The sequence below is a fragment of the Candidatus Margulisiibacteriota bacterium genome (assembly GCA_031268855.1).
Classification (GTDB): Bacteria; Margulisbacteria; Termititenacia; order Termititenacales; family Termititenacaceae; genus Termititenax.
This window is the reverse complement of the sequence record JAIRWS010000136.1, coordinates 1-19,121: the sequence shown is the minus strand read 5'-3', so window position 1 is coordinate 19,121 and position 19,121 is coordinate 1. Positions and strand designations below refer to the sequence as shown.

The 19,121-nt window shown below is 51.2% G+C and carries 24 protein-coding genes; 11 read left to right on the top strand and 13 right to left on the bottom strand.

Annotation, left to right across the window (positions count from 1 at the left end; translation table 11 throughout):
• Window positions 1-175: 175 nt before the first annotated feature.
• Genes LBJ25_07975 through LBJ25_07960 form a run of 4 tightly spaced genes read right to left on the bottom strand, consistent with a single transcriptional unit; the run spans window position 176 to window position 3,505 of the window.
• Window positions 176-1,186: a hypothetical protein gene (locus LBJ25_07975; GenBank protein ID MDR1453891.1), complete on the bottom strand. Its 1,011-nt coding sequence runs from the start codon at window positions 1,184-1,186 to the stop codon at window positions 176-178.
• A gap of 2 nt (window positions 1,187-1,188) precedes the next feature.
• Complete coding sequence (locus LBJ25_07970; protein MDR1453890.1) at window positions 1,189-1,413, bottom strand: hypothetical protein; 225 nt, start codon at window positions 1,411-1,413, stop codon at window positions 1,189-1,191.
• A gap of 30 nt (window positions 1,414-1,443) precedes the next feature.
• Entirely contained in the window at window positions 1,444-2,730 is a 1,287-nt protein-coding gene (locus LBJ25_07965) for a hypothetical protein (GenBank protein MDR1453889.1), read from the bottom strand.
• A gap of 1 nt (window position 2,731) precedes the next feature.
• Window positions 2,732-3,505, bottom strand: coding sequence for a hypothetical protein (locus tag LBJ25_07960; protein MDR1453888.1), 774 nt, complete (start codon window positions 3,503-3,505; stop codon window positions 2,732-2,734).
• Window positions 3,506-3,607: 102 nt separating this feature from the next.
• On the opposite strand from LBJ25_07960, the gene LBJ25_07955 reads away from it, so the two are divergent.
• Together LBJ25_07955 and LBJ25_07950 are read left to right on the top strand one after the other, a co-directional pair.
• Window positions 3,608-3,772, top strand: a complete 165-nt coding sequence (locus LBJ25_07955) for a hypothetical protein (protein MDR1453887.1) — start codon at window positions 3,608-3,610, stop codon at window positions 3,770-3,772.
• A 16-nt stretch (window positions 3,773-3,788) separates the two neighbouring features.
• On the top strand, window positions 3,789-4,757 hold the full coding sequence (locus LBJ25_07950) for a site-specific integrase (GenBank protein ID MDR1453886.1): 969 nt from the start codon (window positions 3,789-3,791) through the stop codon (window positions 4,755-4,757).
• 153 nt (window positions 4,758-4,910) lie between these two features.
• On the opposite strand, the gene LBJ25_07945 is transcribed toward LBJ25_07950, so the two are convergent.
• Window positions 4,911-5,627 carry a polysaccharide deacetylase family protein gene (locus LBJ25_07945; protein MDR1453885.1) on the bottom strand — a complete coding sequence of 239 codons (717 nt, stop codon included), beginning with the start codon at window positions 5,625-5,627 and terminating at the stop codon, window positions 4,911-4,913.
• A gap of 180 nt (window positions 5,628-5,807) precedes the next feature.
• On the opposite strand from LBJ25_07945, the gene LBJ25_07940 reads away from it, so the two are divergent.
• Genes LBJ25_07940 through LBJ25_07915 form a run of 6 tightly spaced genes read left to right on the top strand, consistent with a single transcriptional unit; the run spans window position 5,808 to window position 11,155 of the window.
• The gene (locus LBJ25_07940; GenBank protein ID MDR1453884.1) at window positions 5,808-6,029 is read left to right on the top strand and encodes a hypothetical protein; all 222 of its coding nucleotides are present in this window, start codon (window positions 5,808-5,810) and stop codon (window positions 6,027-6,029) included.
• Between the two features lie 57 nt (window positions 6,030-6,086).
• The gene (locus LBJ25_07935; GenBank protein ID MDR1453883.1) at window positions 6,087-7,175 is read left to right on the top strand and encodes a hypothetical protein; all 1,089 of its coding nucleotides are present in this window, start codon (window positions 6,087-6,089) and stop codon (window positions 7,173-7,175) included.
• A gap of 35 nt (window positions 7,176-7,210) precedes the next feature.
• Window positions 7,211-7,903, top strand: a complete 693-nt coding sequence (locus LBJ25_07930; protein ID MDR1453882.1) for an ABC transporter ATP-binding protein — start codon at window positions 7,211-7,213, stop codon at window positions 7,901-7,903.
• Between the two features lies 1 nt (window position 7,904).
• Entirely contained in the window at window positions 7,905-9,074 is a 1,170-nt protein-coding gene (locus LBJ25_07925; protein MDR1453881.1) for an FtsX-like permease family protein, read from the top strand.
• The gene (locus LBJ25_07920; GenBank protein ID MDR1453880.1) at window positions 9,071-10,342 is read left to right on the top strand and encodes an FtsX-like permease family protein; all 1,272 of its coding nucleotides are present in this window, start codon (window positions 9,071-9,073) and stop codon (window positions 10,340-10,342) included. The genes LBJ25_07925 and LBJ25_07920 overlap by 4 nt, the downstream gene beginning before the upstream one ends.
• A gap of 15 nt (window positions 10,343-10,357) precedes the next feature.
• Entirely contained in the window at window positions 10,358-11,155 is a 798-nt protein-coding gene (locus tag LBJ25_07915) for an outer membrane lipoprotein-sorting protein (GenBank protein ID MDR1453879.1), read from the top strand.
• A gap of 6 nt (window positions 11,156-11,161) precedes the next feature.
• On the opposite strand, the gene LBJ25_07910 is transcribed toward LBJ25_07915, so the two are convergent.
• The 8 genes from LBJ25_07910 to LBJ25_07875 are packed head-to-tail and all read right to left on the bottom strand — an operon-like array spanning window position 11,162 to window position 17,539.
• Window positions 11,162-11,734, bottom strand: a complete 573-nt coding sequence (locus LBJ25_07910) for a hypothetical protein (GenBank protein ID MDR1453878.1) — start codon at window positions 11,732-11,734, stop codon at window positions 11,162-11,164.
• A 7-nt stretch (window positions 11,735-11,741) separates the two neighbouring features.
• Window positions 11,742-12,356, bottom strand: a complete 615-nt coding sequence (locus LBJ25_07905) for a polyphenol oxidase family protein (protein ID MDR1453877.1) — start codon at window positions 12,354-12,356, stop codon at window positions 11,742-11,744.
• On the bottom strand, window positions 12,356-13,399 hold the full coding sequence (locus tag LBJ25_07900; GenBank protein ID MDR1453876.1) for a hypothetical protein: 1,044 nt from the start codon (window positions 13,397-13,399) through the stop codon (window positions 12,356-12,358). The genes LBJ25_07905 and LBJ25_07900 overlap by 1 nt, the downstream gene beginning before the upstream one ends.
• Entirely contained in the window at window positions 13,392-14,162 is a 771-nt protein-coding gene (locus LBJ25_07895; GenBank protein ID MDR1453875.1) for a hypothetical protein, read from the bottom strand. Before LBJ25_07895 ends, LBJ25_07900 begins: the two co-directional genes overlap by 8 nt.
• Window positions 14,163-14,170: 8 nt before the next feature.
• Window positions 14,171-15,049: a glycosyltransferase family 2 protein gene (locus LBJ25_07890; protein MDR1453874.1), complete on the bottom strand. Its 879-nt coding sequence runs from the start codon at window positions 15,047-15,049 to the stop codon at window positions 14,171-14,173.
• Window positions 15,042-16,235 carry a lipid-A-disaccharide synthase-related protein gene (locus LBJ25_07885; protein ID MDR1453873.1) on the bottom strand — a complete coding sequence of 398 codons (1,194 nt, stop codon included), beginning with the start codon at window positions 16,233-16,235 and terminating at the stop codon, window positions 15,042-15,044. Before LBJ25_07885 ends, LBJ25_07890 begins: the two co-directional genes overlap by 8 nt.
• 30 nt (window positions 16,236-16,265) lie before the next feature.
• Window positions 16,266-17,144: a glycosyltransferase family 2 protein gene (locus tag LBJ25_07880; GenBank protein ID MDR1453872.1), complete on the bottom strand. Its 879-nt coding sequence runs from the start codon at window positions 17,142-17,144 to the stop codon at window positions 16,266-16,268.
• The gene (locus LBJ25_07875; GenBank protein ID MDR1453871.1) at window positions 17,144-17,539 is read right to left on the bottom strand and encodes a response regulator; all 396 of its coding nucleotides are present in this window, start codon (window positions 17,537-17,539) and stop codon (window positions 17,144-17,146) included. The genes LBJ25_07880 and LBJ25_07875 overlap by 1 nt, the downstream gene beginning before the upstream one ends.
• A gap of 46 nt (window positions 17,540-17,585) precedes the next feature.
• Between LBJ25_07875 and LBJ25_07870 the strand changes: the two genes are divergently transcribed.
• From LBJ25_07870 to LBJ25_07860, 3 genes are all read left to right on the top strand, one after another.
• Entirely contained in the window at window positions 17,586-18,344 is a 759-nt protein-coding gene (locus tag LBJ25_07870; GenBank protein ID MDR1453870.1) for an SIMPL domain-containing protein, read from the top strand.
• A gap of 107 nt (window positions 18,345-18,451) precedes the next feature.
• Window positions 18,452-18,694 (top strand): type II toxin-antitoxin system prevent-host-death family antitoxin, encoded by a 243-nt coding sequence (locus LBJ25_07865; GenBank protein MDR1453869.1) that lies wholly within the window; start codon window positions 18,452-18,454, stop codon window positions 18,692-18,694.
• Window positions 18,691-19,110 carry a type II toxin-antitoxin system VapC family toxin gene (locus LBJ25_07860; protein ID MDR1453868.1) on the top strand — a complete coding sequence of 140 codons (420 nt, stop codon included), beginning with the start codon at window positions 18,691-18,693 and terminating at the stop codon, window positions 19,108-19,110. Before LBJ25_07865 ends, LBJ25_07860 begins: the two co-directional genes overlap by 4 nt.
• The last annotated feature ends 11 nt before the right edge of the window (window positions 19,111-19,121 follow it).

Below are 19,121 nucleotides of genomic sequence, written 5' to 3'. Positions count from 1 at the left end.
AAGCTCCTCGGAAGTAATTTAGTAACCGCATGGAATTATAATAAACTTTCCGAAAATGTCAACAACGGCAAAAACATAAATGTCCGCTTTCTAAAAAGCGGTAAATCGCTACAGCCCTGTGTTTATGCGGCTTCCGGCAAAATACCCAAAACCGAAAAGCGGACATTTATGTTTTCTAAGTATTGTAGCTTTCGGTGCTATCCGTATGGCCGATCTCAAACATCGTCTTGGCCGCGCCGGACGCCGGTGTCACTCCACCGTAAGAACAGTCAAAACTCAAATCCATGTTGATGCGCTCGGTGCCGTTGGGTATTTCAGTGTCGGCGCTCAAGCGGCAGCCGGGCAGGATAATTTCTGTACCATAAGTGGCCTGACTATCCGCGGAGACCTTTTGCGCCGATTGAGTAACCAGCCGAATAGAGAATTGTTTTTTCTCCCTCGCGGCTTTCAGAAAAGCGTCGTCCGCCGGAATATTCACTGCCAGCGTTACGGTCGGCGCGGTGTTGAATTTGAAACTATCAACCTCGAAACCGCCGAGCTTGTAATCCTCTGTATTGTAGCCAAGGTCAATATTTAGCTCGTAACTGTTGGCTTTATACTCCGCTTCCGCGCCGCCGCTAGGGGTAATAAAAACCTTTGTTTCGCCGAAACGATAGGGACACAACCGGTCGAACAAAAAAGTCTGAAAACGCTCTTGATCGTACAAAGCGGACTTAAAAAATGTATTTAGCTGAATGGTCTGGTCGCCCTCGTTATCGGACGCGATGACGATAGAAGTTATCTTGCCGCCGCTGAATACTTTGGCGAGGTCGTCTCCCAGGGCCTGATGCGCCGTAAAGGAATTTGGCGCTGTGGAGCCGGTCAGCGGCGTTAGCCATTTGTGCGTGTAACTGCCGTCGCTGTTGTCCACGTCCGTGCCGTTGCCGATAAATAAATCCAGCCACATGCCAAGCAGGTTGGGATAGAGATAAAAAGTCAGTTCGCCGGAGTGGCTTATCCGGCCCGCGCAGGGAGCCTGTTTGAGCCGATCCCCCAGAATGAGATTATTCTCGATGTCCGCGACGACGCTATTAATTTGTCCCTCGCTCCACGGCACGAGCTGCATGCCGTCCGTGGCCGGCGTGTTATATGCCGTCTCCTTTTGAAATTTCAGGTATCCATTTTTGCCTATGCCTGTTTCTGCCATGATTATTTCTCCTCTCTTTTGGTTTTTTCCCGTCTGTGTCGGGGTTGAGTTTCGGCTAGATACTCTTTGGTGATCAGCCGAAATTTACCGTTGCCTTTTAACTCGCGTTCGTAGACGCCGCGCGCAACAGTGATGACGCTGCCTTTTTTAAGATTACTAAGTCCGCAGTTCCGGCAGTCCGTCGCCGCGCCGAGATATTCAAGCTGTACTGTTTCGCTTTCGTTCATGACTCAATACTAGGAAATTAAAAAAATAAGTCAATCGCTTTCCACGTTCTCAAGGATTTTAGAGAACGAGATAGAAGTTTTCCATTTGTCTATGTCGTATGTAACTTTATCCACCAGCCAGAGTTCATCCGGCAAGATCGACACCGCGCCGGACATGCCGTTCCAGTTGCTGCCGTCGTTCCAGAACCATGCGTCCCAGAAAAATCCGTTGTCGTTGTCCGTATAAAGTCCGGGATTGTTGATCCGCGCCTTGTGCAGCGGCCAGACCAGCCCGTTCATAAAACGCGCCTCTATGTCCACCGTCGGCCGCGGATACTGCCATTTGGTCAGCAGCCGGTCAACGATGCTCTGCTTGTACTGCACGGTGCTGTCGTCCACCTCGCCAAGGCTTACCACTTCCGGGCTGTCGAGATATTTAAGCAGCAGCACGGGATCAGTGGATTTTGCTTCGATGTTGGTGTCCTGCACCTGCCACCACACGCGCACTTTGTCCGCGCCCTCTTGGTCCTGGTCGATTTTATAAATATCTATATCTTTACGGCTCGCGCCGATACCGGCAAAAACAAACGGCAATTCCTCGCCCGCTTTCGAGTCCTGCACGTACAGCCGGTTGCCAATTATGAGCGGTACGGAGCTTGATTTTTTGCAGATCATCTTTAGGTTGTGCCAGAAAGTTAATGTCAGCTCACTGGTTTTTATCCGGTAATCAACGCCGAGATTGATGCTGCCCGGCTCGAAAAATTCCAGCGTGCGCTCATTGTAGAGCATGAGGTCAATAAGCTGGCTGGCCATTATTGTCGGCGGCCGCGCGCCGATCCACAAACTACGAATGTCGATTTTGTGCAGGACGTCCTGATACCCGATGCATTTTACACTGGCCTTTTGATTATCGCCGGTGGTGACTTTGTCGATCAGTCCCTCAAAAATAATCGCGTTGCCGACTTCTTGGCCAGCGTCGAAATCAAAGTACGCTGTCTCCACGCGGAGCTTTGTAAATTTGCGGTTCAAATATCCGTACCAGAGCGACCGGCCGTCATTCTCCCAGTTAAATTTGCCGTCCTCATTCTCGAACTCCATAGTCATTTGCGAAATAGAGAACTCGCCGATACTGCCGTCTCCGGTCTCCTCGGATTTGATCGAATAGCTCCCCCATTTCAGCACAGTATTTACGCCGTCTATCTGGCTGATCAAGCGCCATTCCGGTTCGTACTTTCCGTCCGGCAATCGCCGACGGATAAAACACCGCCTGATCGGTTTGAAATTCGGCTGCCGGATCAGGTCTATCAGGAGCTGCTCCGCTGGTATCGGCTCGGCCATGTCACACCTCTTTGAGCGTGATGCTGGTGTCTATGCCTATGCCAAAAAGATTTTTGCCAGCCAGCTTCGGGCTTACCGCGCCGGTAAAATTTACCAAATACATATCGTCCACCCGAAAAGTTACATCGGTCTGGCCAGAGCCGCCGCAGGGATAAAAATAAAATTGTTTATTCCGTGTTTTGAGCTCGACCAAAAAGGTCTGATCGGCTTCCGGCGCGTTCTGAAATTTTACCGTCGCTTGATATTTTATCCCCGCGATACCGTACACGCTTCCGCCGGTGGCGGTGGTGTAATCAAAATCTTTAGGCTGTAATTTGGGCGTGACCTCGACAGGGTTTTTAATCAAGTTCCCCAAACTGGTTAGCGCGCGGAGCTGGCCGACGTATTTATCCTGATTTGGAATTTGTGTAGTGTTCATCGTAAGGCGTATCTGTTTCGTGGACACGCGAGTGAATTCAAAATAGCTGTTTTTGTCCGTGCTGTTTGTCCATGCCGCCGCCGGCGAGAAATTAGCCCATGCCGCGCCGCTCCAGTACTGGATATTACCGGATTTGATATTGTGGTTAAACGCGGCCAGCGCGTCCAGATCGTAAGCGCCGGAAAATTCTATCGTCCAGACTTCCGGCGTGCTGTCGTTACTGCCGTTGGAAAATAGCCGGTTAGAATTATCGTTGTCGTAAAGAATATACGCGCGCGCGGCGTCCGCGCTGGTAAAGTCAAAGCCGGATTGCGAGTTTATCCGGTTTGTGTCGAAAAATTTTACGTTTGCCGCCATGGGAATATATTAGCGCGGCAAAAAAGAGTGTAAAGGCACTTGTTGGTTTGGGACTTGGATATGTATTGACAAATTCAAGTTGAGCATTATACTGTATTTGCCATGAGAAAAAAAACTTATGGTGGCGCGCGTGCTGGAGCTGGCCGGAAAAGGATTACTGGCGAACTACAGAAACAGCGGCAGATAAGATTAGATGATGATTTGTGGGAGAAATTTAGGGTTCTCGGCGGCACACAGTGGCTGAGGGAGATGCTTAATAAAAACTAGGTTATGGAGCGCGGCTATGTTTTTCAAGAAAACCATAAAAAATTATGCGGACGGCTTATTTGTGGTTGGTGGATACTGGCACGAAAAGCGCAAACAAAAAGGCAGGGACTTTGTAGAAAAAGCTGTGCACGATAAAAACGCTCTAGTCAAAAATTATATTATTCCCTTGCTTGGGAATTATCCGCCAGCCAAGCTAACACACAAAATCGTGAACAACAAACTCTTTGCGCTCAACCTTGCGCCAGCAACGAAAAACAAAATTCTTTCCTGCCTATCGGATATTTATACGCATCTAATCGAGGAAGAGATCATCAAAAAAAATCCGCTCAATGGTATCCTGCGTTTCTGCGGCCAGAAAAATAAACGCGGCATATTATCGCCGGACGAAATGAATAAACTTTTCCCACAAGATCGCGCGGAGCTGCTTAAAATATGGGGTTCGCAGGTATATCTAACCGCTTTTCTGGTTTTAAAAGACACCGGCTTGCGTCCGGGGGAACTGCGCGCTCTGCAGTGGGGAGATTGGAGTTTAGAACTTAAATTTTTCCCGATCATGAAAGCGATAGAGGCAAACACCCGTGCAAAATTAAAAGGGACAAAAACCGGCAGAGTAAAACCCGCTCTGGTTACGGCGTTCACTGCGGAGCAAATCGAAACATTAAAATCCGAGCGGCTATTTATTTTGCCGGACGATTTTATTTTTTTGTCGCATTACGGCAAGCCGATTAGCGACAGCATTTTGAGCCAAAGATTTCGTGAGGGAGTTAAACGCGCCGGCATAGACCGACCGGAGATCACGCCGTACTGGCTACGGCATACATTCAACACTCGTATGCTTGAAACATTGCCGGACGATATTGTTCGCAAGCTCATGGGACATTCGTCGACCAGCATGACGCAGTATTATCGGCACGCAGATGTTTTTTCTCTGCAAAGAGAAGCCGTAAAAATATCAGAAAAAATCACCAAACTTTCGGCCGCCTAAAAATGCCTATTGACTTTTTTGCGCGCGTTGTGGTATTTAGTTTGTGCTTGATTGTTCAAAGGATCGTCAGCGTGTTTTAGTTACGTACCCGAAACAAGCACGCTACCAACTGCGCTACACCCCGACTTGGGGTTAGTTTAGCAGAAAAAAATATCAAAATAAATCCAATTGCCGCAAAAGTTCAGCGGCGGTTAGATCATTATTCACTCTAAACACCCGCAAAGTGTGCGGCTCCGTGTCAAAATTGCCCAGGCCGGGGCGGGTCGTTCGCGCGTACAGATAACCGCTGTTCTTGACCAGACGGCGCACATTGGCGTTGACCCGTCCGGAAGGATAACAGAACGAAATTATTTTTTGTCCCAGAATGTCCTCCAAAAAACGTTTGCTCTCCGCGATCTCCTTTTGGCAATTTGCCAGAGACAGCGTGGATAGATCAGGATGGGAAATGCTGTGCGAGCCGATCTCCATGCCGCCACGCGCCATTTCCCGCAGCTGCACGACGGTCAAATGCCGGCCATCGCCCAGATAGCGGGTGGTGACAAAAAACACCGCCGTTAAATTTCGCTGCCGCAAAATATTGTAAGCGATATAGGCGTCCTGATAGCCGTCATCTATAGTAAGCATTATCGGCTTGGCCGGGATCCGCCCGCGCGCAATGTCCTCAAAAGTAACCGTCTGATAACCCGCCTGCCGCAGAGCTTCGACCTGCTGTGTGAAAGTTTCCGGCGCGCAGGACAGCTCCCGCAAAACAGCCGAATCCTCCGGCTGCGGCTGGCGAATGTGATGGTACATCAGGATCGGGACGCGCGGAGATGCCGCGGACACGCCCAGCAGCGCCAGCAGGAATAAACCTATTTTGAGTAGACGCAATTTGTTGCCTTTTGTTTATGATTTTTCTAAAGGTATTTTAGCATTATAGATTAATAGATTATAAGAAATTAAACGGTCTAAAAATTTTGAAACATTTACCAAAATGTTACGATATATTAACAAAGAGTTCGCAAAAATAGGCCTACTAATAAAAATTTTAAAATATATAAGGATTAAAAAATGCAAACTAAAATTATTTCAGATGCTCTTTCCAAACTTAAAACAAGTCTTGAGTATCGTAAAGATATAGAACCCGCTCTGTGGAAAAATGAGAAATTTGTTTTTACTGCGTTCAAACAAATTGGTATACATATGCTTAGATATGCCCATGACAGCCTGAGAAAAGATAAAAAATTTATGCGTCTTATTGATGAAATGATAAAACAGCAGGACAGGCCATAACTAAAAACAAGCAACCACTTCATACCATCGCTGCCTCTGTCATGCTAAAATAAATTTATGGGGCGAAAGTTCTTATTTTTCCTTTGTTTGTGGTTCTGTTTATTGCGCTTCGGAACAGCCGCGGAGTTTAGCGGTAGCGGTCAAATCACCAGCTGGCTCGATCTGCCGGATCAGGAAAAAGCCGGACTGGGTCTGCGCTATATACCGGAATTTTTTTGGTCGGCGCCGGAGTACGCGCTGGATATCGATCTGGCGCTCAACGGCAATCTGGTTTCTGGAGTAGACAGCAAATTAAAACCGCACCGCCTCTGGGCGCGCTGGAGCGACGCGCAAATCGAAGCGCGGTTCGGCCTGCAAAAAGTAAATTTTGGCTCGGCCACGCTTTTCCGCCCGCTGCAGTGGTTTGACAGTTTGGATCCGCTGGATCCGCTCGGTTTTACGGAAGGCGTCAAAGGCGCGTTGCTGCGTTACTACCTGCCCAATAACGCCAATTTTTGGCTGTGGGGACTGGCCGGCAATGACGAACTAAAAGGCGCGGAAATAATTCCGACCGCCAAACATACTGCGGAATTTGGCGGGCGTTTGCAGCTGCCGGTCTGCAACGGCGAAGCGGGATTGACCTATCATCAGCGCCGTATAGATTTTGGCGCGAGCCCGACTTTTTCGCTGCTGTCTGAGGAGATAACGTCCGAGCGGCGCTTGGGGCTGGACGGTAAATGGGATATTGGCATCGGCGTCTGGTTTGAAGCCGCGTATGCCGCCGTAGACCTCGGCCAGCAGGACGATCAAATTTTGCAGGCTCTGGAAAAACAATATCATTCTACCATCGGCGCGGACTATACTTTTGACCTCGGCAACGGTCTGCATGTTTTGCTGGAGAAATATAATCTCGACACCGATATTTACCGCGCCGGCCGCGGCCGCAACACGCAGGCCTGCGGAGCACTGGTTGATTATCCGGTTGGCTTGTATGACACGGTCAGTATTATTCAGTATTACGCCGAGAAAAACGACAGTCTGTCCCTGCGCTGGCAGCGGACTTACGACGAACTGGTGCTGCAATTTTTGGCCAAACTGACGCCGGACTACACTGAAAAAAATAAAACTACGGGAGCCATTCAAGCCTTGCTAAGTTATAATTACTAGGCTATAATGAAATTCTATTGCAATAAAGGGGAGCCATGACTAAAACTATAATCAAGATCCAAAATTTGACGCGTAGTTATCAAATGGGCGCGACGACACTCAACGCGCTGAATAATGTCACACTGGATTTCACGACAGGTGAATTTACCGGCCTGATCGGCCCTAGCGGCTCCGGTAAAACCACGCTGCTGAATATCATCGGCTCGCTGGATCTGCCGACTAGCGGTTCGGCGGAAGTGCTGGGCAAGCAAATCGAAAAACTTTCAGCCCAGCAGGCGGCGGACTTACGCAATTTTGAGATCGGTTTTATTTTTCAAACTTTTAATCTGCTGCCCGTTTACACTGTCTATGAAAACATTGAATTTCCTTTGCTTCTGCAACCGCAGCTCAAAGCCCCGCAGCGCCAAGCAATGATTTGGCAGGCGCTGGAGTGGGTGGGACTGGCCGACCGCGCGAGCTCCCTGCCCAAGCAGCTCTCCGGCGGCCAATGCCAGCGCGTGGCCATCGCCCGGGCCATCGTCAAAAAACCGCAGCTCGTGCTGGCGGACGAGCCGACCGCCAATCTCGACGCGCAGAATTCCGCCAACATTATGGAAATTATGCTGAAGCTCAATCAGGAATTAAATACGACTTTTATTTTTTCCACGCACGACGAAAAAGTTATCCGGCATCTGCGCCGCAAGATCAAGCTGGAGGATGGCCGCGTGGCGGCTGACGAAAGCGTTTAAGATGTACATTTTCAAACTGGCTTTACGCAATCTGCTCGGCGCTGGACTGCGCACCTGGCTGAACGCTTTTATTTTGTCGCTGTCTTTTGTCATCATCATCGGCTGTCAGGCGTTGTACAAAGGCATGGGACGCCAGATGGAGCGCGCTGCCATTGACAGCTATTACGGCGGCGGGCAGTACTGGCAGGAAAACTACGACCCTTTTGATAATCTGACGCTTGATGACGCGCACGGCCGTCTGCCGGACGAGCTGGCGGAGCTGATCGCCGCCGGCCAGGCGGCGCCCCTGCTCAAAAGACAGGCCACGCTCTACCCGCGCGGCCGCGTGCTGAATATCACGCTCAACGGCATCGATCCGGAACAGACCGTTCTCAATATTCCGGCGGCCGCGTTGCGTAACACCGGCTACGCCATACCGGCCATCATCGGCGGCAAGATGGCCAAGAGCGCCGGACTAAAACAGGGCGACACCGCCGTTCTGCGCTGGCGCGACGTGCGCGGCACTTTTGATGCGGAGGAAATTTATATAGCGGGTATTATGCCCACCAATGTGATCGCTATCGATCAAGGGCAGGTCTGGATACCTCTGGCGGCTTTGCGCAAAATGACCGGCCTGCCCGGACAGGCCACGCTGGCCGTGCTGTCCAAAGAACTCCAAACCGGCGCGTCCGCGCCCGGCTGGATCTACAAAAGTCAGGACTTTCTTCTGACCGACGAGCGTGCCATGATAAGCTCTGAATATGTCGAAGCTAGTGTCATGTACGCGGTGTTTTTATTTCTGGCCATGCTGGGGATTTTTGACACACAGCTTCTGGCGATCTTCCGCCGTGTCAAAGAAATGGGCACAATGCTGGCGCTCGGCGTTACCAAAGCCGATTTGCTCAAAATATTCACGCTGGAAGGCACGCTGCACTCCGCGCTGGCCGCGCTGCTGGCGCTTATTTACGGCATGCCGCTGTTGTTCTGGTTTAATAAAACCGGTTTCCGCTTAGCGGGTATGGATCAGTTCGGCCTCGCGCTGGACAATGTGATCTATCCGATCTTTACGCCGGGCATTATTTTCGGCACAGCCGTTTTGATCTTTGGCCTGACCGCTTTGGTCAGCTACCTGCCCTGCCGCCGTATCGCGCGGCTGACACCGACGGATGCCCTGCGGGGCAAAATAGTATGATCAAATTTTTGCTCAAAGGCCTGCTGCGTGACCGCTCCCGCTCTTTTTTTCCGATATTAACTGTGGCGTGTGGCGTGTTCCTGATCGTTTTTCTTGAGGCGTTTCTCAATGGCGTTCTGACCAATATGTACAACACCACCGCGCATCATCAAACCGGTCATGTGAAGATCATGACGCAGGCCTACGCCGCGGAAGCCGAGCAGCTGCCCAATGATCTGGCTCTGCTGGATCTGACGGAGTGGCTGGCCAAACTTCGCGCGCAGTATCCGGATGTTATCTGGACGCCGCGCATCAATTTTGGCGGGCTGCTCGACATACCCGACGCACATGGCGAGACGCGGATCCAGGGGCCAGCCGCCGGTCTGGGCATAGACTTGAGTGCGGATAGCCCGGAAAAAGATTTTCTCAATCTGGAAAAATCCTTGGTGCGCGGCCGACTGCCGGAAAAGCCTAATGAAATTTTGCTGGCCGAAGATTTTGCCGAGAGGCTAAAAGTGTCGCCCGGAGACACGGTTACGCTGATCGGCTCGACCATGCACGGCGGCATGGCGGTCAATAATTTTACTATCGCCGGCACACTGCGTTTCGGCGTGGCTGCCATGGACAGGAGCGCGATCATCGCGGACATTCGCGCCATACAGACCGCTCTCGATATGCAGGATGCGGCGGGCGTAATTTTAGGTTTTTTCTCTGATGATGTTTATGACCAGCAAAAGGCTGTGGCATTGCAGCGGGATTTCAACACGCGCTATCAGGATCCCGCAGAGGAGTTCAGTCCGGTCATGCGCACACTGTATGAAGACAGCGGGCTGGGTCCTTACTTTGACAGGGTACAAGCCTTAATATTTATTATTATGCTGCTTTTTGTCGTGGTAATGATGCTGGTCTTGTGGAACGCTGGACTGATCGGCGGTTTGCGCCGTTACGGAGAGATGGGTGTGCGTCTGGCCATCGGCGAGAGCAAAGCGCATATTTACACCAGCATACTCTGGGAAGCTCTGCTCATCGGGCTGGGTGGTTCCATTATTGGCACTCTGGCCGGTCTGCTCCTTTCTTACTGGCTGCAATATCACGGCATCGACTACGGCGCCTTGTTTCACGATGCTACGTTTTTGGTCGAGAATGTTTTTCGCGCGCAGGTTCCGCCGGACTGTTATATCATCGGCTTTATTCCGGGTGTGCTTTCGACTCTTATCGGCAGCGCGCTGGCGGGCTTAGGCATTTTTAAACGGCAGACGGCGCAATTGTTTAAAGAATTGGAAAATTAAAAAAAAGGAGAGATCATGCTAAGAAAAATAATTCTAGGCGCGCTTGTCCTCGGCGTTTTGCTAGCCGCGGAACAGAGCGCTGCCGCCGCCGCGGTTGCTGTTTCCGCTGACGCGGCAGCTAGACCGATTCCGCAAACCGCCGGGGAAATCCTGCGGCGCATCGACGACAATCGCCTGTCTGACGGCAAAATTGCCGTGATGAACATGACTATCCACGGGCGGCGCGGTGACCGCACGGTCAGCGCTAAAACCTGGCAGCGCAATAGCAGCGACTCATTCACGGAATATCTGGCTCCGGCGCGTGAAAAAGGCGCCAAAATGCTCAAACTTGGCGACCAGCTCTGGACTTACTCGCCGGACACCGACCGGACAATACTGATCAGCGGCCACATGCTGCGCCAGTCGGTCATGGGCTCGGATATGTCTTATGAAGACATGCTGGAAGACCCCGTGCTGGCCAATAATTACAGCGCCGCTGTTTCCGGCGAAGAAACGCTGGACGGCCGGCCGGTCTGGGCGCTGGAGCTGACCGCCAAAAAAGATGATCTCGCTTACGCCAAACGCCGGCTCTGGGTGGATCGGGAAAGATTTATCACGCTCAAAGAAAATCTCTACGCCAAAAGCGGCGCTTTGCTGAAAACGCTTGACGTAACCGCTGTAATGCAGGTCGATGGCCGCTGGCTGGCCAAAGCCATGATCTACAAAGACGCGCTGAAAAAAGACGGCAATGGCACAAGCGTGGTCATCGAAACGCTGGAATTCAATAACGACTTACCGGAGACTTTGTTTTCCAAAGCCAGTCTGCGGAAATAAAAATATTTAAATTGAATTTTTCCCGCCCGGGTAAAAGCCATACCGCAGGATAAAATTTGTTGTATCATAAAAACTAACCAGGTCTTCCGCGGCATAGGCGCTTTCCGCGCAGAGCTGCATCAGGCCGAATTCTAAATAATTATCCACTCCGTTCCAGCGCCAAAAAATATGTTTGCCGAGCTGCTGCCCCTGCAGGGCGGCGTGATTGCGATAACGCAGCTGCAAAATATTGAGACTCAAGCCGGCGCCGACAGCCTGCGCGCCAAAATTTAAATAGTAAGTCGCGTACAGCGGAAAAGCCAGCTGCTGATTAAAAGCCGCGTGAGCGTCCTGGTGTGCGCATTCGGTCAGGAGGCCCAGGCCGTAAACCACCTGGTCATTGTCCAGAAACAAAGGATGTCCGGCGGAATCAGCTTCGATAAAAAACGCCGGCCGCAGCGTAAGCCCGGCAGCCGCGCGGTAATTTTCCGCGCCGGAGATAGTTTGCAGCTGCCGTCCCTGGGTCAGACCGCCGGACAGCGAGATCTCGGCGGACAGCGCCGCTAAAATAAAGAGCAAAAATAAGGCTGATTTTCTCACGCGGAAATTATATCTGGTTTAACTTGATAAAAGCAAAATTACGCCGGGTGGTTTTTTCGCGGCGGTAAGAATAAAAACGCTCCACAGCGTTGCAGGCTGTGCAGAGACCGGACAACTCGATATTCCGGACGCCGGCGGCTGTTAATTGTTTTTGATTTTCCGCCTGGAGATCATAATGAATGTTCTGGGCGCGGTCGATCTGATAGCAGTTTGCGCAAATAGCCGGCCCGATGCCGGCCAGCAGATCCGCGGGGTTTACGGAATAAACCTCGCTCAGCTGGGCGACCATTTTGGCGGCGAATCCCAGTTCTGTGCCGGCGCGGCCGGCATGCGCGGCGGCGATAGTCTGCGTGCGCGGGTCAAAAAATAATATTGGCGCGCAGTCCGCGGTCTGGATCACGAGCGTGATTTCTTTTTGCCGTGTGGTCAGGCCGTCGTACCCGTCTATTTCCTGCTGGCCGCAGAATGGTTTTTCTAGAGTGTAAATTTTAATATCATGCGCCTGCCGCGAGATGATAAAATTCTGATTTTTTAATTCAGCCAAACTGGAATCACGGCCGATAAAACCGTGCGCGATCTGCGGATATTGGCGGAAAGAAGCGAATTGAAATTGATCCGGCATTATTCGTCGTTGGTGGTGATGATCGTAGTGCGGCCACCGCCGGAAGCCACAATGTCCTTTTGCGTAAAATCATAAACGATTTGATTGCTCTGGATCAGCGAATTATTTTTCCAGGCCTGCGTGTTTTCAAAGAACTGAATTTTACCGGACTGGCGCAGCCATAGCGCGCGGTCGGTATTGACGATGATATTGTCCGTGCCGTTATTTTCTTTGTTTTGCAGGCGCACATTGTTTTTGAGCAGTACGATTTCCTGCGTGGTGTTCAGGGAAACCTGCTCGGCGGTCAGAATAATATCGGTAGTCTGCAAAATGACATTGTTTTTGAGATTTATTTCGTCGCGGCGGACATCCCAGTCCAGCGCGTCAGCGCGTCCGGTAAAATCACTGCCCTGCAGAGCGATATTGTCCTCGAGCGTCAAAATATCGACTGCGTTACGCAAAACCGCGCGGTCGCTTTTGATCGTGTATTCGCCTTTCTGGATCTCACAGCCCGCGCCAAAAATGAAAAAGTTGAAAACCGAATTGTAAACAATTTTACTGGCGGAAATATTAAGGTCGCGGCTGGTCAGTTTTGGTTTGCGGTCAAAAGTAAAACTCTGCAAAGTATTATCCCAGTAAGCCAGCGGCGCTTCGATGCTCCACGGCTGATAATAACGGGTATTAGTCTGGCCGCTGAAATTATGCAGAGTGAATAATTTTTTTGCGATGGTTAAAACGCCGTTTTGCGCGGTGAAACTGAACACCGCGTTGTTGTTTTCCAGGATGCTGCCGCGAACCTGCTCGAGCTGGCCCTGCGCGCTGTCCAGCGTCAGTGAATTAGCGGAGACGCGGTAAAAAATCCTGGCGCCGGAAACTTCGCGCAGCGCGACATCCTGAAAAACGTAATCCGGCAGAGTTTTCCGCGCCGACGCTGGCGGAATAATGATATTCCAGGGCTGGCTCCTGGACAGATAATACCAGCCGGCGGTCAACAGGAGAATAAAAAGCAGCAGAATAAACCGGCGTTTGATCGTGATCTTATTCCATAAGACCGGTCTATTCATTGAAAACCTTCTTTTCGTAGTTTTCTTGTTCGGATTTTAACTTAAGCGCCTTGGTCAGCTGGCCGGCGGCCGCGATTAAATTACCATTTTGGCGCAGGGCTTCCATGTAGGCGGCGTGTATCGCCCAGGCATTGGGCTCAATGGCCATAGCGTCCTCGATCAGGTTTTTCGCTTCCGCCCAGTCTTGTTCAATGGCCTTGACGGTGGCCATATAAGCATAGCCCCAGGCATTGAGATAGTCTTCCGGCTGTTTGGTGGCGACAAGATAAAAGTTAGCCAGCGACGCTTCTTTATAGCGGTTGGCGCGCGGCTGACGCTCGGTGATCACCGCGCGTTCGCGGGCGATCGTCTGGCCGGACTGATCGTCGGGATTGTCTTGGTTTTTTTTAATGCGACGCTGAGCCTGAGCGATGCGCCCTTGATCTTCCTCATAGAGAAAATAATAAACAAAGCCGAGCTTAAAACGCAGCCACCAATTGTCCTGGCCGGAGGTGCGGACGCGCTCCAGCTTGCCCAGCGCTGTGCGCGCGTAATTCTCGTCCAGCTCATTGATCTTTTTCAGCGTGTCGCCGCCTTGTTCGATGCGCCCCATAGCGGCCAGGATCATGGCAAATTCAAAAAGAGTTTCTTTGTTATCCGGCTGTTTGGCAAGCAGTTGTTTGTATTTCAAATAATCGGCTCTGATCTTTTCGCTGTGCTGCATCGGCGCCGCCAGCAAAATGCCGCCCAGCAGCAGCAGCGCCCAGATTTTTTTAAAAAACATGGGCTGCATTATAACATTTTTGGTTTGTATTGCGCGGTTACAGCCAGCCAGAGTACCTGCGCGTAAGCGGCGATTTTTTCCGTAGCGGCTTTGGCAAAAAGTAGACGCAGAATATTGCCCAGGATCAGCAAGATCAGCCCGGCGGTCAGCAAAATAAAATACAGCGGAAAAAGCAGGCGGTAATGTTTGTAAACAAAATATAAGCCGCCGCGCAGGCCTTCAACAGTTGCCCGCCGTCCGATAAAACCTGTGCTTTTGCCGCCGTAATGAATGATCGAGGCTGCGGGGTAATAATAGATCTGCCAGCCGTTTTGTAAAATGCGCCGGCACCAGTCAAGGTCTTCATTATAAAAGAAAAAGTTTTCGTCCAGCCCGCCGACATTTTTATAAGTTTCCCGCCGGATCAAAAAAGCGGCGCCGCTGATAAATTTTACCGGCCGCGGCGCCGCGGCCGTCCAGTCTTTTTGGGACAAAACACTGCCCTGCCTTTGCACCGTCAGAGCGTCGCCGTTCAATAATTTTGGCGACAGGGCGCCGACCGCGCGGCGCGTGTCCAGAAAATCAACCATTTGTTCCAGCGAATGTCCCAGAACAAAAGTGTCATTGTTGAGCAGGAGCAGGTAGCGGCCGGCTGCCAGACACAGAGCTTGATTATTCGCTTTGGCAAAGCCGGCGTTTTCCGCGTTGTCGATGACCTGCACGGCTGGATAATTTTCTTGCAACATTTGGAGCGTTTGATCCTGCGAGTTATTGTCTACGACAAAAATTTCATAACGCAGGCGGTTGCCGATGTTTTCGTAAATAGAATTCAAACAGCCGCGCAAATATTCACGGTTGTTAAAAGTAACAATGATGATCGACAGATCAGGCGTGGCCGGGTTAGGCATACAGATAGTACCAAATTTTACGCGTAATAAAATAAGAGCCGCCGGCGTCGCCCAGCCGCGCGCGTCCGGCATCGGCCATGCTCTGCAGACGTTTGCTGCTGGACAGCAGTTCACTGGCCGCCCGGGCAATTCTTTCGTCTGAGCCGCGCGGCGCAAAAACCGCGCCGTCGAGCAATTTTTTATAATGTTGCAGCCGCCCGCGCGAAGCCGCCGGACTTTTGCCTTTGAGCAGGATCAGCGGCAGTCCCAGACCGGCAATCTGTTCATTGCCGGTACCGGTCATGCCTATAGCCAGAGACGCTTCGTCGAGACATTCCCGGAAATAGCCGTGCACGACGTAGACCTGCGTGGAGTCTTTGTGGAGCAGCTCCGCGGCGATCGGCGTTTTTTTGTGCCGCAGGTCAAGCATCGCCCAGTCGCTTTTGCCCAGCGCGGCGCGCAGACGCTCCAGCGTGAGATTGGGCGCCAGCGAAATAACAAATTGAAAACTATTCTTGGTGGCAAAATGTTTGACCACGTTGAGCATGCGCAAAATATTACCGTAAGCGTCCTCACGGCTGCTGGGGATCAGTACGATGCGCCGGCGTTTTTTGTCCAGCCCCAGATTGGTGTTTGTGCTGCGTAGCATCGGATCGTCCAGCATTGGATTACCGGCGTAAAAAGCGTTGACGTTAAATTTCTGCAACTCCGCGCAGGTCGGTAGATCGCGGCAGATCACGCAGCTTACATATTTTTTAAAAAGCCAAATTTCCGCCAGCGTGTAGTGGCGGAGGTAAACGGAAATCGCCGTGGCCATGTGCACGATCTTTTTCCGGTGGCCGTACAGCGAGGCCAGCAATACCGGCCAAATGTCGCCGATGGTCAGGATCAGATCAGCGGTTTGCGCTTCCCGCTCGATAATGCTGATCTGGCCGCGCCAATTGTCGAGTAGACCACGGCGCAGATCGCGGAGCAGGCCGAAAACGGAAAAAAAGCCGTGGCTGGGCAGGTTTTTCCAGGCCGCCGCCGTGGGGTAGCCAGCGTTTTTATAAAGCAGACCTTCGCCGACCAGCGGCAGCGCAACGATTTGCAGATCGTTTTCAGACAATTCCTCTTCGCGCAGAATTTTTTTGAGATTTTCCAGCAGGGTCACAGCGATGCTGTCCTCGCCGCGTCCGTTGCTGATGACTAAAATACTACGTTTCAAAATCTGCTCCCATCTATTGAGTTTAAACTACTAGAATAAAAACAATTTTAAGCTTTTTATTGCCAACCAAATCAGCCCAACTAGGATCAGCGGCTTCAGCCAGACCATGCTAGACAACAACAGCCAGGCCAGCCCCGCCGGATAATGTTGGTTTTTGACCAAATACTTCTGGAAAGAAATATACCATTGTTTGTTCATTTTAAACAAAACCTGTTTGGCGCTGCGCGCCCAGTGATGCGTGACACAGACCTGCGGAAAAAATTTGATCTTCCAGCCGGTCTGTTTGAGGCGCCAGCACAGGTCTACTTCGTCGAAATACATAAAATACCGCTCGTCGTAAACGCCGACCTGATCCAGCGCGCCGCGCCGCAGAGCCAGAGCCGCGCCCATCGGCTGATCGACTTCTTTTTCCACATCGTGCTTAAACCAGCTCATGTTGTATTTGCCGAAAATTTTAGACCGGGGGAAAAGCGCGTCCAGCCCGCAGGCGTTATAAAGAATGGTGTCCACGGCCGGAAAACTTTTGCAGGATGGCTGCAGAGAACCGTCGCTGTTGAGCAGTTTCACGCCGAGCGCGCCGAGCCGGGCGTCGCGGTCAAAAGCGTCGATCATAAAATCCAGTGTGCCGGCGCGCATTTCTGTGTCGGGATTGAGGCAGAGCAGATATTCGCCGGCAGCTTCCTTGAAACCCAGATTGTTGCCAGCGGCAAAACCGGTATTTTGCGGACTGCGGATCAGCTTGACCTGCGGAAATTTAGCGGCCACCAGGTCTGCCGAGCCGTCGCCGCTGGCGTTATCGACGACAATTATTTCGTAAGCGGCTTGCGGCGGATTTCGCAAAACCGTGGCGATCGCCCGCTCCAGCAGGTCTTTGACATTCCAGCTGACAATAATTATAGATAAACGCATTACGCTTTTCCGGATTTGAGCTCAGCTGCTTGGGCTAGAAATTCCGCCAGCTTTTTTTTCAGTGTGTCCGGCGCATAATCAGCCGGTTTATTTAAAAAACCGACCGCTCCGGCCGCCAAAACTTTTTCCAGAAAATTTTCATCGATCAGTTCTCCGCTGGTCAGCGCCACCGGCACGCGGTCTTTTAGCGCGGCGCACAATTCCCAGCCGCTCATGTCCGGCTGCATGGTCAAGTCGGAGATCACGAGATCGATGTTGTCCGCATTTTGGGCATAAACGGCCAACGCTGCCCGGCCCTGCGCCGCGCTGCGCACAGTATGCCCCAGCATTTCCAGAGTCAGTTTAAACATTTTGATAATATTGACTTCGTCGTCCACGATTAAGATATTGGCCATAAAATTATTTTAATATATAATAAACGAAAAGATAAGGGGAAAAGCCATGAAAAAAATTATAATTTTGTTTCTGACGCTGGCGTTTTTGCTGGCGGTTGACGTGCCGGAGCGCAATACTCTGGCGACTTACGGCGAAGGCGTTTACGAAATTCTGCCGGATACCGTGCTCGTCAATCTCAGCGTGCAGCGGGACGGCCTGACCGCCGAGGAAGCGCAGGACGCTTTGCGCAAAGCGCTGTCCGCTGTCCTGAAAAACCTCGAGCCGCTGGATATTCCTCAAGAGCAGCTGCGCACCGACGGCTATTCGCTCTATCCGCTTTATAAGCAGCAAAAAACGGCGGGCTATGTTCAGGAAACGCCGGAGATCGACAAATACCGCGCCTATATTCGTTTGAGCATCAAGCTGCATCAAGTGCAGCAAATGGGCAAAGTGGTCGATGTGGCGGTCAAAGGCGGCGCGAACCGCGTGGAAAATATCGATTACACTTTGCAAGATCAATCTGCGGCCAAACGGGAAGCCTTGAAACGCGCCATGGAAAACGCGCAGCTCAAAGCCGGACATATGGCGGAGAGCTTTAATGTGAAATTGGTGCAGCCGGTCTCTATTGAAGAGACGGGCTCTTACTACAGCCGCGCCGCGGGTATGAACAGCATGGCGTTAATGAAAGAAGTCGCAAGCGACAGCTTTTCTCCGCCGGATGGCAAAGTGAGTTTTACGTCCAGGGTGAATGTTGCTTACGCGATCGAGCCAAAACCAGCCCCGCCGCCGCCGCAGCCGGAAGTTGCTACGCCGAATGTGGAATAAATCTTTCTTGGTGAATAAGTTGCGAAGCATATTGAGACTAATCTGACTCCTTAATTGCTTGACACAAACAAACTAGTTTGATAAACTAGTTTGTAGAGGTGTTGAATATGCCAAGCATTGGGGCCTTTGAAGCCAAAACCCATTTCTCTCAAATACTTGAGGACGTGCAGAGCGGTCAGGACTATATTGTGACCAAGCGCGGCAGACCCGTGGCGAAAATTGTTCCGCTTGTCGACAAAACGCCTGATCGTCAAGAAGTGATAAAGGAATTGTTTGCCATAGGACGCCAGGCCAGAAAGCCTTACACGCTCCGCAGTTTATTGGCGGATATTCGGACAGGCCGGCCATGATATACGTTCTAGACTCTTCGTTTTGCGCGTCATGTATGCTGCCAGACGAAAAGACGGCGGAATTGGAAAAAATTTTTCTGGAAGTTATCGCAGACGAAGAAGTTTATGTGCCGCAAATCTGGTGGTGTGAAATGGCCAATATATTCAAAAATAATGTGGCGCGCAGACGCCTGAGCTGGGCTGAAGTTTTTAGACTGAATCAATGCCTGTTGAATTATTCCTTTTTGACGGACAGTAGTTTTGGCGGCGCATATACGGAAAAATTATTGGAAGCAACCAGAATATATGATCTAACGGCTTATGACGCTGCCTATCTTGAACTAGCCCTGCGCAAACGCGCCACGGTCGGCACGCTGGATGGCCGGCTGAAAACGGCCTGCGTCAAAGCCGGACTGACAACTCTAACTACGCCTTGACCGGTTTTTTA

What these genes read in the sequence shown, in the direction of transcription:
- LBJ25_07975 (MDR1453891.1), bottom strand. Translation starts at nt 1,186, where the DNA reads ATGGCAGAAACAGGCATAGGCAAAAATGGATACCTGAAATTTCAAAAG.
- LBJ25_07970 (MDR1453890.1), bottom strand. Translation starts at nt 1,413, where the DNA reads ATGAACGAAAGCGAAACAGTACAGCTTGAATATCTCGGCGCGGCGACG.
- LBJ25_07965 (MDR1453889.1), bottom strand. Translation starts at nt 2,730, where the DNA reads ATGGCCGAGCCGATACCAGCGGAGCAGCTCCTGATAGACCTGATCCGG.
- LBJ25_07960 (MDR1453888.1), bottom strand. Translation starts at nt 3,505, where the DNA reads ATGGCGGCAAACGTAAAATTTTTCGACACAAACCGGATAAACTCGCAA.
- LBJ25_07955 (MDR1453887.1), top strand. Translation starts at nt 3,608, where the DNA reads ATGAGAAAAAAAACTTATGGTGGCGCGCGTGCTGGAGCTGGCCGGAAA.
- LBJ25_07950 (MDR1453886.1), top strand. Translation starts at nt 3,789, where the DNA reads ATGTTTTTCAAGAAAACCATAAAAAATTATGCGGACGGCTTATTTGTG.
- LBJ25_07940 (MDR1453884.1), top strand. Translation starts at nt 5,808, where the DNA reads ATGCAAACTAAAATTATTTCAGATGCTCTTTCCAAACTTAAAACAAGT.
- LBJ25_07935 (MDR1453883.1), top strand. Translation starts at nt 6,087, where the DNA reads ATGGGGCGAAAGTTCTTATTTTTCCTTTGTTTGTGGTTCTGTTTATTG.
- LBJ25_07930 (MDR1453882.1), top strand. Translation starts at nt 7,211, where the DNA reads ATGACTAAAACTATAATCAAGATCCAAAATTTGACGCGTAGTTATCAA.
- LBJ25_07925 (MDR1453881.1), top strand. Translation starts at nt 7,905, where the DNA reads ATGTACATTTTCAAACTGGCTTTACGCAATCTGCTCGGCGCTGGACTG.
- LBJ25_07920 (MDR1453880.1), top strand. Translation starts at nt 9,071, where the DNA reads ATGATCAAATTTTTGCTCAAAGGCCTGCTGCGTGACCGCTCCCGCTCT.
- LBJ25_07915 (MDR1453879.1), top strand. Translation starts at nt 10,358, where the DNA reads ATGCTAAGAAAAATAATTCTAGGCGCGCTTGTCCTCGGCGTTTTGCTA.
- LBJ25_07905 (MDR1453877.1), bottom strand. Translation starts at nt 12,356, where the DNA reads ATGCCGGATCAATTTCAATTCGCTTCTTTCCGCCAATATCCGCAGATC.
- LBJ25_07900 (MDR1453876.1), bottom strand. Translation starts at nt 13,399, where the DNA reads ATGAATAGACCGGTCTTATGGAATAAGATCACGATCAAACGCCGGTTT.
- LBJ25_07895 (MDR1453875.1), bottom strand. Translation starts at nt 14,162, where the DNA reads ATGTTTTTTAAAAAAATCTGGGCGCTGCTGCTGCTGGGCGGCATTTTG.
- LBJ25_07890 (MDR1453874.1), bottom strand. Translation starts at nt 15,049, where the DNA reads ATGCCTAACCCGGCCACGCCTGATCTGTCGATCATCATTGTTACTTTT.
- LBJ25_07880 (MDR1453872.1), bottom strand. Translation starts at nt 17,144, where the DNA reads ATGCGTTTATCTATAATTATTGTCAGCTGGAATGTCAAAGACCTGCTG.
- LBJ25_07875 (MDR1453871.1), bottom strand. Translation starts at nt 17,539, where the DNA reads ATGGCCAATATCTTAATCGTGGACGACGAAGTCAATATTATCAAAATG.
- LBJ25_07870 (MDR1453870.1), top strand. Translation starts at nt 17,586, where the DNA reads ATGAAAAAAATTATAATTTTGTTTCTGACGCTGGCGTTTTTGCTGGCG.
- LBJ25_07865 (MDR1453869.1), top strand. Translation starts at nt 18,452, where the DNA reads ATGCCAAGCATTGGGGCCTTTGAAGCCAAAACCCATTTCTCTCAAATA.
- LBJ25_07860 (MDR1453868.1), top strand. Translation starts at nt 18,691, where the DNA reads ATGATATACGTTCTAGACTCTTCGTTTTGCGCGTCATGTATGCTGCCA.